This window comes from Brevundimonas vesicularis (genome assembly GCF_032067225.1).
Classification (GTDB): Bacteria; Pseudomonadota; Alphaproteobacteria; order Caulobacterales; family Caulobacteraceae; genus Brevundimonas; species Brevundimonas vesicularis_F.
In genome coordinates this window covers 13,352-27,672 of the sequence record NZ_DAMBJX010000039.1, presented here as the reverse complement: position 1 = coordinate 27,672, position 14,321 = coordinate 13,352, and the positions used below count along the sequence as shown (strand labels likewise).

Annotated in this window: 13 protein-coding genes; 3 read left to right on the top strand and 10 right to left on the bottom strand. The window is 65.1% G+C overall.

Going from position 1 to position 14,321, the window contains the following annotated elements; all coding sequences use genetic code 11:
• The 6 genes from RT123_RS11015 to RT123_RS10990 all read right to left on the bottom strand — a co-directional run.
• On the bottom strand, positions 1 to 1,056 hold a 1,056-nt coding region (locus tag RT123_RS11015), incomplete at its 3' end, for a carboxypeptidase-like regulatory domain-containing protein (RefSeq protein ID WP_313009174.1).
• 49 nt (positions 1,057 to 1,105) lie between these two features.
• Positions 1,106 to 2,176, bottom strand: coding sequence for a LacI family DNA-binding transcriptional regulator (locus RT123_RS11010; RefSeq protein ID WP_313009173.1), 1,071 nt, complete (start codon positions 2,174 to 2,176; stop codon positions 1,106 to 1,108).
• 355 nt (positions 2,177 to 2,531) lie between these two features.
• Positions 2,532 to 3,434, bottom strand: a complete 903-nt coding sequence (gene mmsB, locus RT123_RS11005; RefSeq protein ID WP_313009172.1) for a 3-hydroxyisobutyrate dehydrogenase — start codon at positions 3,432 to 3,434, stop codon at positions 2,532 to 2,534.
• 28 nt (positions 3,435 to 3,462) lie between these two features.
• Positions 3,463 to 4,512, bottom strand: coding sequence for an enoyl-CoA hydratase/isomerase family protein (locus RT123_RS11000; protein ID WP_313009171.1), 1,050 nt, complete (start codon positions 4,510 to 4,512; stop codon positions 3,463 to 3,465).
• Positions 4,509 to 5,645 carry an isobutyryl-CoA dehydrogenase gene (locus RT123_RS10995; protein ID WP_313009170.1) on the bottom strand — a complete coding sequence of 379 codons (1,137 nt, stop codon included), beginning with the start codon at positions 5,643 to 5,645 and terminating at the stop codon, positions 4,509 to 4,511. The genes RT123_RS11000 and RT123_RS10995 overlap by 4 nt, the downstream gene beginning before the upstream one ends.
• A 7-nt stretch (positions 5,646 to 5,652) precedes the next feature.
• Positions 5,653 to 7,155, bottom strand: a complete 1,503-nt coding sequence (locus tag RT123_RS10990) for a CoA-acylating methylmalonate-semialdehyde dehydrogenase (RefSeq protein WP_313009168.1) — start codon at positions 7,153 to 7,155, stop codon at positions 5,653 to 5,655.
• A gap of 116 nt (positions 7,156 to 7,271) precedes the next feature.
• Here RT123_RS10990 and RT123_RS10985 point away from each other — a divergent pair, with 116 nt between their 5' ends.
• Together RT123_RS10985 and RT123_RS10980 are read left to right on the top strand one after the other, a co-directional pair.
• A complete protein-coding gene (locus RT123_RS10985) occupies positions 7,272 to 8,147 on the top strand; it encodes a LysR family transcriptional regulator (protein ID WP_313009167.1) in 876 nt (291 codons plus the stop codon).
• A 110-nt stretch (positions 8,148 to 8,257) separates the two neighbouring features.
• Positions 8,258 to 8,599 carry a TonB family protein gene (locus RT123_RS10980; protein ID WP_313009166.1) on the top strand — a complete coding sequence of 114 codons (342 nt, stop codon included), beginning with the start codon at positions 8,258 to 8,260 and terminating at the stop codon, positions 8,597 to 8,599.
• A gap of 123 nt (positions 8,600 to 8,722) precedes the next feature.
• Here the strand turns inward: RT123_RS10980 and RT123_RS10975 are convergent, their stop codons facing one another.
• From RT123_RS10975 to RT123_RS10960, 4 genes are all read right to left on the bottom strand, one after another.
• The gene (locus tag RT123_RS10975) at positions 8,723 to 10,030 is read right to left on the bottom strand and encodes a sorbosone dehydrogenase family protein (protein WP_313009164.1); all 1,308 of its coding nucleotides are present in this window, start codon (positions 10,028 to 10,030) and stop codon (positions 8,723 to 8,725) included.
• The gene (locus RT123_RS10970) at positions 10,027 to 10,452 is read right to left on the bottom strand and encodes a DUF2231 domain-containing protein (protein ID WP_313009163.1); all 426 of its coding nucleotides are present in this window, start codon (positions 10,450 to 10,452) and stop codon (positions 10,027 to 10,029) included. The genes RT123_RS10975 and RT123_RS10970 overlap by 4 nt, the downstream gene beginning before the upstream one ends.
• A gap of 183 nt (positions 10,453 to 10,635) precedes the next feature.
• Complete coding sequence (gene pelA, locus RT123_RS10965; RefSeq protein WP_313009162.1) at positions 10,636 to 11,943, bottom strand: pectate lyase; 1,308 nt, start codon at positions 11,941 to 11,943, stop codon at positions 10,636 to 10,638.
• Between the two features lie 29 nt (positions 11,944 to 11,972).
• The gene (locus tag RT123_RS10960; protein ID WP_313009161.1) at positions 11,973 to 13,370 is read right to left on the bottom strand and encodes a glycosyl hydrolase family 28 protein; all 1,398 of its coding nucleotides are present in this window, start codon (positions 13,368 to 13,370) and stop codon (positions 11,973 to 11,975) included.
• A 168-nt stretch (positions 13,371 to 13,538) separates the two neighbouring features.
• On the opposite strand from RT123_RS10960, the gene RT123_RS10955 reads away from it, so the two are divergent.
• Positions 13,539 to 14,321: glycoside hydrolase family 88 protein (locus RT123_RS10955; protein ID WP_313009160.1), on the top strand; the 783-nt coding region annotated here is incomplete at its 3' end.

The window sequence follows — 14,321 nt, the reverse complement described above, 5'->3', positions numbered from 1 at the left end:
CGTCGAGGTCGTGCCGAGGTCGTTGGCGAAGAAGCTGGTGTATTCGGTGCGGTTTAGGAAGGACTGCGAAATGCGCTCTTCGTCCTTGCGCTCATAGGCGCCGAAGAAGTGCAGCCGGTCCTGGATGATCGGTCCGCCCAGGCTGGCGCCGTACTGGATACGCTTCAGAGGCGCCTTGGCGTCGCCGCGGCGCTCCGAAATCACGTCCTGAGCGATCCAGCCGGGATCCTGATAGAAGGCGAAGACGTCACCGTGGAACTCGTTCGTGCCGGAGCGCGTGACGGCGGTGATGATGGCCGATCCAGCCTGCTCGTACTCAGCCTTGAAGTTCTGGCTGATGACACGGAACTCTTGCACAGCCCCTTGCGGGAAGGGCGTACCGCGACTGTCGTCCTGACCGGCGACACCGCCGTCGTTGATCAGCGACTTGCGGTTCTGGCCGTCGATGAAGACGTTGATCGCTTGGGCGGTCTGACCGCCGGCCGAAATCGTCCGCTCGGTGTCGTCCTCGGTCACGCGAAGACCGGGCGCCAGGGCGGCGAAGTTCAGGAAGTTCCGGCTGATCTGCGGCAGGTTGTTGATCTGCTGCTGGGTCACGTTGGTCGCGACTTCCGGCGTGCGCACCTCGAAGACCCGGCGGCCGGTGACGACGATGTCGCCCAACTCGGTCGCACCGTCAGTGGCGGCCGTCGTCGCTCCGGCGACATCCAGGTTCAACGTGCCGACCTGACCCAGCGACAGGGTCACGGTTTCTTCCGCCGTCTGGCCGTCCGCGCTGGTGACCTGCACGCGATAGGTGCCAGGGCGAAGGCCGGACAGAACATAGCGACCATCGGCGCCCACGCGCGCGCGCGTCGCATATCCGGTAGAGACTTCGGTCGCGACGACCGTCGCACCCGTCTCGACGGTCTGGCCGTCATAGACGGCGCCGCGCAGGGTCGTCGTTGCATTCTGCGCCTGCGCGCCGCCGACTACCGCCATGCTGATCGCAAGCGCTGATGCTGCGGCCAAGGCGACCTGACGTGTCGCGGCCTTACGCGTGTTGAACTGGGTCATCCTGAGCTCTCCCCTCCTGATGGGATCGGTTTTCAGCGACATGGCTGGCCTACCCTTTGTTGAACCTGGCGGACGAGGCCGCCGCGGTGGACTGGCGTTCGACCAGGATCGGCCGAACGATTTCGCAAGCGGTGTCCGTGGCGTCGGCGTTCGCGCCGGCCTGGACCAGGCCAATCAGGCGTTCGACGCCCCTTCGGCCGATTTCCGCGATGTTGACGCGCATGGTGGTCAGCGCAGGCCGCATCAGGCCGGCGATAGGCACGTCATCGAAGCCGACGACGGCGATGTCTTCAGGACAGCGCACGCCCGCCTCCTGGAAGGCCAGAAGCGCGCCCACGGCCATCATGTCGTTGGCGGCGAAGACGGCGTCGGGCCGCTCCGTCATAGACAGAAGCTGGGTCGCGGCGCGGTGGCCCGAGGCTTGGGAGAAGTCGCCCTCGACGATGATCGGGTCATGACCGTCCAGCGCCGCCGTATAGCCGGCCGCGCGCGTGTCCGCCTCGATGTTGCCGGCGGCGCCGCGAATGTGGGCGATGCGCCTGCGGCCGGTGGACCGCAGGTGCTGGACCGCGCCGACGGCGCCGCCGTGGTTGTCGATCATGATGGACGCCCGGCCCGGCTCGGCCGCGCCGCCGTTCATCAGCAGGACCGGCATCCGACCGGCGAACTCGGACGACAGGTTCGCCGCGCCCAGATGCGGGGACAGTACGATCATGCCGTCCACGCGCCCGCGCATCGAACGCACGGCCGCCAGGGTGTCTTCCGCGCCGTCATGCGAACTGGAGACGATCAGATGCTTGCCGTGAGCGCGGGCGGCCAGGTCCATGCCCCGGATCAGCTCGGAGAAGAACTCGCCGAACAGGTCGGGCAAGATGACGCCGATCGTGTCGTTCTTGCTGGTCGACAGGCTGCGGGCGCCGAAGTGCGGGACATAGCGAAGGTCCTCGACCGCATCGAGCACGCGCTGGCGCGTCGCGTCCGAGGTCACGCCCAAGCCGTTCAACACACGAGAGACAGAAGCAACCGACACATTGGCGCGTTCAGCCACGTCGCGCATGGTCGCGGCCTTGGCGAAGGGCTGGCCCTCCTGCCGTGCAGACGCAGCGCTAGGCGCGGCCATGTCCAATCGAATTCTCCCTGCTCCCTATCGTCCCGGCCCCTTTTCGAAGATCCGTCGATAAGCGATGTAAGCGGTTACATGACACAGGAGCAATGTGCGCCGCAAGCACCGTTCAGCCGCATTTCAGGCGATTTTCGATCTTTGCTAGAGCCGCCTCAACGGTCAGCGAGAGCTAAGTTACTGCTTTGACTTCACTCTTCTCAGGCTCATTCCGGCGAACGGAATAAGGCGAATACGGCAGGCGCGCGCCTTGGTCGCACCAGCCGTAGCGATCTGCGTCGCGGCCGCCGCCTCATACGAAAAGGCCCGCGCCGCCGAAGCTGCACGGGCCGCAATCACAATGCGAAAGACGAATCTATGCCGGGTTAAGCTCATCCAGCTTGCCGCGCAGCATCTGCAGCATGGCGGAGAAATCGCGGCCGCCGTGCCCAATACCGTCGAACAGGGCGTAGAGCGCCTCGGCCTGTGCGCCCAACGGCGTCGAGGCGCCGGATTTCGCCGCGGCGTCTTGAGCCAACTTCAGGTCCTTCAACATCATGGCCGTGGCGAACCCGCCCTGATAGTCGCGGTTCGACGGCGCAGTCGGCACCGGACCAGGCCAGGGATAGTAGCTGGTCACGCTCCAGCACTGACCCGAAGACTTGGACGCGATCTCGAAGAACCGTTCGGGGTCCAGCCCCAGTTTTTCGGCCAAGGCGACGGCCTCGCAGGTGCCCAGCATGGATATGCCGAGCAGCATGTTGTTGCAGATCTTGGCCGCCTGCCCCGCGCCATGATCGCCGGCGCGGATGGTAATGCGGCTCATAGGCTCCAGCGCCGCCTCGACGCGGGCGAAGTCGCTCTCGTCGCAGCCGACCATGAAGGCCAGCGTGCCCGCATCCGCCGCTGCGGTGCCGCCTGACACGGGCGCGTCGGCAAAGGCGTAGCCGGCCGATTTGGCAAGACCGGCGACCTTGCGCGCGGTTTCAACATCGATGGTCGAACAGTCAAGCAGCAGGGCGGTCGACGGAGCCGCGCCGATGATCTGTTCGGAATAGACCTTCAGCACGTGCGGCCCGGCCGGCAGCATGGTGATGACAACCTCGGCGCCCTTGACCGCCTCGGCAACCGATCCGGCCGCGACGCAACCCGCCGCTCCGGCCCGTTCCAGCGCCTGCGCCGACAGATCGAAGGCGGCGACCGCATGGCCCGCCTTGGCCTGGTTCGCGGCCATGCCGCCGCCCATATTGCCCAGGCCGATGAAGGCGATCTTGGTCATGGTGTCTCTCCCTTTGTCGGCGCCGTGGTCAGGCCAGCGGCGTCCATTTTTCATTGTCCAACGACGGCGCGAACAGCGCATCCAGCGTCTCGTCGGTTACGCCCGACAGGTCCGCCGGGGACCATTTCGGCGCATTGTCCTTGTCCACGATCACAGCTCGCACGCCTTCCTGGAAATCGTGGGTGCGCACGACGCGGCCGCCCAGGGCGTATTCCATCGCCATATTCTCGGCGAAGCTGTTCAGCGTTGCGCCCGTGCGGATCTGGCGCAGCGAGACCTTCAGCGACTGTGGCGACTTGGTCTTAAGGGTTTCCAACTGCTTCAGCGCCCACTCCGACCCGTCCGCCTCAAGCGCCTGAAAAATCTCTTCAACCGTGTCGAAGGCGAACAGCCGGTCGATGAGCTCGCGGTGCTGCATCAGCGACGACGGGCCGGGATCGCTAGCCCAAGCATCGGCCTCCGCCTTTGGATCATGAGGATGGTAGCCAATCGATTCAATCAAATCGATCAGATCGCTGGTCGCTACAAAATGTGTATGGATGCCCAGGGCCACTGTATCGGCCGCCTTCAGCCGCGCGCCTGTCAGCGCCAGCCAGACGCCGGTCTGTCCCGGCAGGCGCGGCAGGAACCAGCCGCCGCCAACGTCGGGGAACAAGCCGATTCCGGTCTCGGGCATGGCGTAGGTGGTGCGCTCGGTCGCCACACGAATGTCGGCCGGCTCGGAAATGCCTACCCCGCCGCCCATGACGATGCCGTCCACAATGGCGATGATCGGCTTGGGATAGTCGAACATCAGGTGGTTCAGCCGGTACTCGGCCAGGAAGAAGGCCTTGGCCTCCGACGCATCGCCCGCACCGCTTTCGGCGATCATGCGAATGTCGCCGCCCGCGCAAAAACCCCGCTCGCCGGCGTGGTCGATCAGCACAGACTGGACGGCCGCGTCACCGCGCCAGGCTAGCAGCGCCTCCGTCATCGCCTCGCACATCGCCCGGTTCAGCGCATGGATCGCCTTGGGCCGGTTCAGGGTGATGCCACCGACGCCGTTTTCGATGCGGGTGACGACCTCGGCCTCGCTCACTTGGTCATCTCCCGCGCAATGATCACCCGCATGATCTCGTTGGTGCCTTCCAGAATGCGGTGAACCCGCAGGTCGCGCACGATCCGTTCCAGCGGATAGTCCTTCAGATAGCCATAGCCGCCGTGCAGTTGCAGGGCCTCGTCAGCGATCTGGAAACAGGCGTCCGTGGCCAGGCGCTTGGCCATGGCGCACCACTTCGTCTTTTCCGGATGGTCGGTGTCGATGGCCCAGGCGCCACGTAGCACCATCAGACGCGCCGCCTCCAGGTCCGTGGCCATGTCCGCCAGCCGGAACTGCAGCGCCTGGAACTCGCCGATCGGGCGGCCGAACTGTTTGCGGGTGGCGACGTAATCCTGCGCCGTCTCCAGCGCCAGCCGCGCCCCGCCCAGCGAACAGGCGGCGATGTTCAGCCGACCGCCGTCCAGACCGGCCATGGCGTAGCGAAAGCCCGCTCCCTCCTCGCCCAGAAGATTGGCGACCGGCACGCGACAGTCGTCGAACTGGACGATGGCGGTCGGCTGGGCGTTCCAGCCCATCTTCTTTTCCTGCGCGCCGAACGATAGGCCGGGCGTGCCGGCCTCGACCACGATCGCGCTGACGCCCTTTGCCCCCTCGCCGCCCGTGCGGACCATGACGACATAGACGTCAGACGTGCCTGCGCCGGAGATGAAGGCCTTGGACCCGTTCAGCACATAGTGGTCGCCGTCGCGCACGGCCGTGGTCCGCAGCGCCGCTGCATCCGACCCCGAGCCCGGCTCGGTCAGGCAATAAGAGGCGATCTTCTCCATCCCCACCAGCGACGGCACGAACCGGCCGCGCAGGTCGTCCGACCCGAAGCGATCGATCATCCACGTCGCCATATTGTGGATCGAGATGAAGGCCGCCGTCGCCACGTCGCCGCGCGACAGCTCCTCGAAGATCACCGCTGCCTCGACCCGGCCCAGGGCCATGCCGCCGTGCTCCTCAGCCGTATAGATGCCGCAGAAGCCCATTTCGGCCGCCTGTTTCATCACTTCGACGGGGAAATGCTTGTCCTCGTCCCAGCGCGCGGAATGGGGCGCCAGTTCGGCCTCGGCGAAGGCGCGGGCGGCGTCCTGAATGGCGCGCTGATCGTCGTTGAGAGCGAAATCCATGACGGCCTCAGCGCATCGTCGGAATGACGAACGAGCTGTCCGAATGCTCCAGCGCCGAGTCCGGCCAGCGGGCCGTCACGGTCTTGGTCTTGGTCCAGAAGCGGACGCCCTCCATGCCGTGCTGGTTGATGTCGCCGAAGGCCGAACGCTTCCAGCCGCCGAAGGTATGGTAGGCGACCGGCACCGGGATTGGCACGTTGATCCCGACCATGCCGACGTTGACCCGGGCGGCGAAGTCGCGCGCCGCGCGGCCGTTCTGGGTGAAGATGGCGACGCCGTTCCCGTATTGGTGGTTCGACGGCAGGGCCAGCGCCTCCTCGAACGTCTCGGCGCGAACGATCTGCAGCACCGGACCGAAGATTTCCTCTTGATAGGACGACATCTCGGGCTTCACATGGTCGAACAGCGACGGGCCGATGAAATAGCCCTTCTCGTGACCTTGCAGGCTGAAGTCGCGACCGTCGACGACCAGTTCGGCGCCTTCCTGCACGCCCTTTTCGATCCAGCCCGCGACACGCTCGCGGTGCTGAGCCGTGACGACGGGGCCATAGTGGGCGCCCGCATCGGTCGAGACGCCGACCCGCATCGAGGGGATCTCGGCGACCATCCGCTCGCGCAGTTCGTCGGCTGTCTTCTTGCCGACCGGCACCACGACGGGCAGCGCCATGCAGCGTTCGCCCGCCGAGCCATAGGCCGCGCCGGACAGATCCTTGATCACCTGATCCATGTCGGCGTCGGGCAGGACGATGCCGTGGTTCTTGGCGCCGCCCATGGCCTGGACGCGCTTATGGTTGGCGGCGCCCGTCTGATAGACATAGTGGGCGATGTCGGACGAACCGACGAAGCTGACCGCGTGAACCACCGGATGGGTCAGGATGGCGTCGACCGCTGCCTTGTCGCCGTGCACCACGTTCAGCACGCCATTCGGCGCCCCCGCTTCCAGCATCAGTTCGGCCAGACGCACCGGCACCGACGGATCGCGCTCGGACGGCTTCAGCACGAAAGTATTGCCCACCGCGATGGCCACGCCGAACATCCACATCGGGATCATGGCCGGGAAGTTGAACGGGGTGATGCCCGCCACCACGCCCAGCGGCTGGCGCATCGAATAGACGTCGATGCCGGGGCCGGCGCCTTGGGTGTATTCGCCCTTCAGCGCGTGCGGGATGCCGCAGGCGAACTCGATCACTTCCAGGCCGCGCTGAATGTCGCCCTTGGAATCGGCGATGACCTTGCCGTGCTCGCTGGACAGCAGTTCGGCCAGTTCGTCCATCCGCGCCTCGATCAGACGTTTGAAGTCGAACATGACGCGGGCGCGGCGCTGGGGATTGGTCGAAGCCCAACCGTCAAAGGCGTTCTGCGCCGCCTGCACCGCACGATCGACCTCGCCCGTCGTCGCCAGTTGCACGCGAGCCTGTACATCCCCGGTGTTGGGATTGAACACGTCGCTGAATCGGCCGGACGCGCCGTCGAAAGCCGCACCGTCGATGAAGTGGCGAATGTCGCGCATGGCCTGAATGTCCCTGTTGGTTGTTTTGTTGCTACTATGGCTATCACCTCAGCGCGCGGGTCGATAATGCAAAGTTGCAGGTAACATTCTGCGTTTTTGCAAGACGACTACGGGCCATGTACGACTGGGACGATCTGCGCATCTTCATCGCTGCGGCGCGCGCAGGCTCGCTGGGCGGCGCGGCGCAGCGGTTGGGCGTTGACGCCGCCACGGTCGGGCGTCGGGTCGCCCGGCTGGAAAGCGCGCTGAAATCCACCCTGGTTGTCCGCTCGACCACCGGGCTTCAGCTGACCGCCGCCGGCGCCCAGCTGCTCGATATCGGTCTGGAGGCCGAAAGCGCGATGGAGGCCGCCGGCCGCGTGACCCAGCCCGACGCGCCCGCCGGTGTGGTGCGCGTCAGCGCGTCCGAAGGGTTTGGCGTCACGCTGATGGCCCCCGCCCTGCCCGCGCTGCGTCTGGCCCATCCGGGTCTAAGGATCGAACTGGCGGCCACCTCCGGCTTCCTGTCGCCGACGCGCCGAGAGGTCGACATGGCGTTCACCTTGGCCGCGCCGCATGCCGCACGCCTGATCGTCGAGCCGCTGACGCCGTATCAGCTGGCCCTCTACGCCTCGCCCGATCACCTTCACCGCAACGGCGTTCCGAAGACCGTCGAAGACCTGAGCCGCTTCGACATCGTCGGCTATATCGACGATCTGATCTATGCACCGGAGTTGCGCTATCTTGACGAGGTCCAGCCGGGTCTCGCGCCCCACGTCGCCTCGTCTTCGATCCGGGCGCAGCGGGAGATCATCGCCGCCGGGGGCGGCGTCGGCGTCCTGCCGTGCTTCCTGGCCGAGGGTCTGGTACGCGTGCTGCCGTCGATCCTGATCGAGCGTCGCTTCTGGCTAGCCACACACCGCGATGTCCACGACACCGCGCCTCTGCGCACCGTGCGTTCGTGGCTGAAGACCCTGTGCCAAGAACAACAGTCTAGCTTGAGGCCATTCTGACTTCGGCAGAGAAATCGAAGTGTGGTGCGCCGCACACACCCGCGCGTTTTTAAAAGTTCGGGGAACGGAGGTCTCGTTCAAATCTTAATAGAAGACGAACGAGGCCTGCCATGACACTGACCTTCAGCCTGACATTGATGACGGCCCTGCTGGGCGCCCCGACTGGACCGCTGCTCAAGGACGCGGCCCTTTACACTGCGCCTCAACCCGCCATCGAACGGGCCGTCGCGCCGAAGGCAGAGAGCACCGACCGTTTCAGCGTGCGGCTGCGTTGCACCGCCCTGGCGTCGGGCCACGTCACCGACTGCGTCGTGCTGGAAGAAAGCCGTCCGGGCATGGGCTTTGGCGAAGCCGCCTTGGCCTTGATGAACGGCGCCGAAGTCACGCCGATCATCGATCGTGGCCGTGCTGTCGATGCTCCCTTCGAACGCACCATCGACTTCACGCCGTAGGCCACAGCTTAGCCCGTATGAAAAGTCCCCGGTTGCTCACAGCCGGGGATTTTTCTTATTCGGCTATGTGTCGAGGACAATAGCGACTTCCCTTCGCCCTTTCCGGGCGAGGGAAAAGCCGGCCTATCGCGCAGGCGCGATGCGCCACACCGTGTTCGACAGGTCGTCGGCGACGAACAGCACACGCTTGTTCCCATCGAACGCGACGCCGACCGGGCGTCCGCGCGCCTTGCCGTCCTTCAAGAAGCCTGTGGCGAAGTCGACGGGTTGTCCCGCCGGACGGCCAGCGTTGAAGGGCACCCAGACGACCTTGTATCCGGACGGGTCCTGACGGTTCCAACTGCCGTGCATGCCGATGAAGGCGCCGTTGGCGAACGCCCCGCCGAATCCGCCATTGCGGGCGAAGTCCAGGCCCAAGGCGGCGACGTGCGATCCCAGGGCGTAGTCCGGCCGGATGGCCTTGGCGACCATCTCGGGGTTCTGCGGCATCACGCGCGGATCGCGGTTCTGGCCCCAATAGCTGTAGGGCCAGCCGTAGAAGGCCCCGTCACGTACCTGGGTCAGATAGTCCGGGACCAGTTGCGGCCCCAGTTCGTCGCGCTCATTGACGACCGACCACAACAGATTGGTCGTGGGCTCGATGGCCAGGGCCGTCGGATTGCGAATGCCGGTGGCGATGGTCCGCCGTGCGCCGGTCGCCCGGTCGATTTCCCACACGGTGGCGCGCTCTTCTTCGACCGCCATGCCGCGCTCGCCGATATTCGAGTTCGAGCCGGTGCCGACATACAGCTTCGACCCATCCGCGCTGGCGGTCAGGGACTTGGTCCAGTGGTGGTTGATGCGCGACGGCAGCTCCGTCACCCGCTCGGCGGGCGTCGCAATGCCGGTCTGGCCCGGCTGGAAGGTGAAGCGAACCAGCGCCCCCTGTTCGGCGACATAGAGATAGCCATCGACATAGGCCAAGCCGTAAGGCGCATCGAGATTGTCCACCAGAACGGTCCGCAGTTCGGGCGTGCCGTCGTTGTTCGCGTCGCGCACCAAGGTGATGCGGTTGCCGCCTTTGATCTTGGTGTTGCCCTGCTTCTTGATGACGCCGGCGATCACATCCTTGGGCCGCATGGCGGGCGCATGGCCGCCGCGCCCCTCGGCGATCAGGACGTCGCCGTTAGGCAGGACCAGCATCTGACGCGGGATTTTGAGATCCGTGGCGAAGGCGCTGATCGTAAAGCCCTGCGGCACCGTCGGCGTCTCGCCGTTCCAGCCTGCCGGCGGGCTGATCTTCATCGGCGGCACCAGCGTCTCGTTGACCTTAGGCAAGTCGGGCGTCGCGCCGGTCTGATTCAGTTTCGGATCGCTGGCGTTGCCGCACGATGCGACCGTCAGGGCCATGGCCAGGGTAGCGGCGCTGGCGGCGAGCAGGTTCTTGTTCATCGGACGCTCTCCCGCGCGGCATAGGCGGTCCAGCCGGCGACCAGGACCAGGATTGTGCAGAGGATCGAAAGGATCAGACCGAATGCTCCGACAGAGCTCCAGGCGTCCTGGCTGTGTTTGAAGGCGTTCACCAGACCCAGCACCCAGGCCAGCGCGAGCGCGACCAGATGCACCGTCGCCCGCCGAGACCGTCCGTGGCGCAGGCCGACGACGAAATCAAAGATCGAAAACAGGCCAGCGACACCGCCGAACACCAGCGCTCCGGTGATTAGCCAGGCCGAGAAATTGGTCCATTGGACCTCGGCCGTCTTCAGATAGGCGATGTCGGTGAACAGGGCGAAGGTGAACAGCGCGATCGGAAACGCCAGCAATAGCCAATGCAACGGTCGAACGACCGTATCCTTCAGTCCATGGGTGCTCATGCCAGCCCTCTCCGTAAAGTCTGGCTTGGCTAACCGTCTGAACGGAAAATGGTTCACCGGCTTTCGCCGCGCTGACCCAATAGCGCCGGAGCCAGGGGCGCGTTCTCGCCGTCAGTGGCTCACAAACCAATGTTGCAGACGCGCCGCCAGACCGCGTCGACAATGCCGATCAGCGTCCCGGATTCACCCGGCCCGATTGGACCAATCAGCGTAGAGGTCCAGCGCCTTCTGCGGCGATGAAATCCACCAGGAATAGCCGTTGCGCCTTCCGACAGAGATTTCATTGACGTCGTCGTGGATGGTCTGATCCTTGTCGCCGAAGATCGGACGCCCGGTCACCAGATCGTAGTTGCGAGACCAGATCGGACCCGCACCGGCCTTGTCGATCAGCTTGCGTCCGTCGTCGGTCATTTCGAATGACTTGTCATAGACACGCACCGCCCGAAGCCATTCGGCTGCGCCGCGAACGGCGGCCTTGATCTCCGGCGACGGGTTCTTCTCGCCCATCAGGAAGATCAGGATATCGGTTGTTTCGCCGCTTGCGATGGATCGCGGCTCGTAGTTCCGAGCGCTGGTTGGAACCAGTCGCATGGGCTCGACCTGCTGCGGCCAGCCCAGCAGTCGATCCCCCTGACGCACCTGTGCCGCGAGGATCACGTCGATCGCCTTCCGGGTCGCCTCGGCCGCCCGTGTCTCCAGCTCAGCCGGCACGAAGTCGAAGCCCTCAGCGCCATGGGCGACATCACGAAGCAGCATGGCCGCGTTCGCCACAGCATTGTCATTGAAGGTGATGGAGTCGTGGAAGCCGCCTTCGAGCGGCCAGATCTGAGGCCAGCCGCCATTTGGATATTGCGCGTTCAGAAGATACCGCACGCCTCGGATGACGCTGGCGCGCCAGGCGTCGCCGTCGCGTCCGGGCGCGTGGGCGGCGACCTTCGCCAGGAAACGCATTTCCGACCACGTCGCCTCGTTGTCCAACGTGCCAACGAAGGTCCAGAAGCGATCCGCCGGCGCATCGAAGTTCGCCGGGTTCTGCTCCATGGTTTCGGCATCGTTGGAGAACCGCTGGCCCGGCAGGCGCGCAATGCTGCGATCCTGGTTTTTGCTCCATCCGCCGGCGGGGGTCTGGAAACTGACGATCGCATCCGCGACGGCCCGAGCGTCGGCTGTGGCGTACCATTCGGCAGGCCGGTCCAGCGGCATGTTGTAGTGGGCGGGTCCGACGGCCTTGGGCGGCGGCGGCGTAGCAACTCCGGCGGGAAGCTCGGCCGCGAGCGCAGCGCGGTCGGCCAGATGCTGGGCCTGGGAGCGTGCCAGATACTCGGCCCACGGACCGCGCTCCGCGTCGGGCAAGGCGCCGATCCTGTCGCTGGTCAGGCCCACCGCCGGCGTGTTCAGCCGCAGGACTTCTGCCTGGGCGGCGCCGGAGACGCCCCCCACAAGCGCGACCGCGCCAAATGCCAGCATCGAACAGGCGGAAAGGATTTTCATCGCGCTAACTCCCACAACTTTTTGGTTTTTCATGCTTGTCTGGATCGAAGGCCTGTGACGCCGGACGACTCGGTCACCTTGGGGCCTTGGCCGTCCAGGGTGTCGATGTTGCAGTCGCGGAAGCGCCAGTTCTCGGCATTGGCGATGGCGCCCGCATCCTGCACATCCCAGTCCAACCGTTCGAAAATGAAGTCTTTCAGCGGCGCTTCAGGATAGGCGGCGGCGGCGAATCCGACTTTGCCGCCGACGGCCTTGATGTTCGACAGGCGAACATCGTGGATACGGGGAATGCCCTGTTCGCGCGGCACGGGCGTGGCGAGCGCGCGCCAGTAATCCGGCACGTCCGCGATGCCGTCCGGGATCTGGGCGTAGCTGTAGTTTGGGTACCAGTTCAGGTTCACCTGCATCAATGTGCGCACGTCCTGCAGATGGATGTCGCGCAGGCGGATGTTGGAGATCACGCCGCCGCGTGTGTGGCCTGATTTGAAGAAGATCCCCAGCGGCACCGGATACTCGATCCTCAGCCCAGAGACTTCGATGTCGTCAAATCCGCCAGATGTCTCCGATCCGAAGGTCATCCCGGCCAGGGCGTCACGGACGATGCAGTCGCGAATCTTCACCTGACGGCACGCCCGGGCTACCCGCAGCCCGTCCCAGTCGCGTCCGGCCTTGATGCAGATCGCGTCGTCGTTGACCGACAGGTCGCATCTCTCGACCAAGACCCGCTCCGATGAGTCGATGTCGATGCCGTCCGTCGAAGGGCCGCGTCCGCCGATGTTATTGCTGATGATCAGGTCGGCGACCTTCACGTCCCGCGAGTAGCAGACGTGGACGGTCCAGAAGCCCGATCGCGCCAGATTCAGACCGGAAACCTCGACCTGCTGTGAATCGTAAACGTGGATCAGACGCGGACGGCGGCAGTCGTAGTCGGCAGCCCATCGCAGATCGCGCGGATCATAATCGCGTCGCAGCGCCCAATAGGCGTCCCAGAAAACCTTGCCGTCACCATCGACCAGACCCTCGCCCGTGATCTTGGCGTTCTGTTGCTGATAGACATTCAGCAAGCCGGCGGGCCAGTCCATCTCAACGCCCGCAACACGCGTGCGAACCATCGGATAAGCGGCCAGATCCTGAACGCCGCGCAGAGTGGCGCCGCGTTCGATCGACAGGGTCACCCCCGACTTTACGAATAGCGAACCTGACAGATACAGACCGGGCTTCACGACCACGACCCCGCCGCCCTGCCCTGCCGCTGCGTCGATGGCGGCCTGGATAGGACGCGTGTTGATGGTGACCCCGTCGCCCACCGCGCCATAGTCGGACGCGTCGAAGGTGCGCGAACGGCTCGACTGTGCAAACGCCGGCGTCGCTTGCGTCAAGGCGCTGACGACACCCAGTTGCAGAAGCGTGCGGCGATTGGCGCGCATCTAGATTTCCCACATTCTGTTCTTTCGTCTCACAATAGTGGACGATATAAGGCTGACAAGAGATACCGACAGCTGATCGTCAGAAATTGACACCGGTTACGTTGCGGCTCGCCGTCGAAGTGGGCCACCAACCATCATGCGCCGCCCGGAGCAGCGCCGGAGGAAAACATGGCCCTGCCAACCCGACCCTGCCTTGGCCTGATTGCAGTTCTGATGAGCTCGGCCGCCATGTCCGGCCCCGTTCTAGCGCAAACGGTCGCAGCCTTGCCGCCGGGCGTCGAGGCTGAATGGCTGGCTCAACGCGACCGCCCCGCCCTTTACACCGACGTGGCAGGCGTGCCGTCTCGCGAGAGCACCATGGCGGCTGTCGAATATGTCGCCTCCTCGCAAATCGCGGCCATGGCCGCCGAGCCGCTCGCCTTATCGACGGGCAGCAACCTGACGCAGATGTCCTCGAACTGGGTCGCAGCCACCTTTTACGTCGGCGCTTCGCGGCTTGCGCGCGTCTCGGACGACAGGAGAACGCTGCGCTTTTTGAGCTCTGTGGCCGATCACTACAACTACAGTGTGCGCGGCGCACGCTCGGGCAAGACGATGCTGAACGCCGACGATATCGCGATCGGCGATCTCTACGAAGAACTCTACGCGCGTCGTGGACAGGAGGGCGTGCTGATGCCGCTGCGTCAGCGGCTGGATTGGCAGGTCCCCTATCTGGCCAGGGCGGAAGACACAACCGCGCTGGTCTGGTGGTGGGCCGACGCCCTCTATATGGCGCCCCCGGTCTTCGCCCGGATGACCGCGATCACGGGCGATCCGAAATATCTGACCGCCGCAGACAAGGAATGGCGACGCACAGCGGCGCGGCTGTGGGTCGAGGACGAAAAGCTGTTCCTGCGCGACGAACGGTTCAAGGACGAGAACCATCGTGACGCTGACGGCGACCGAATCTAC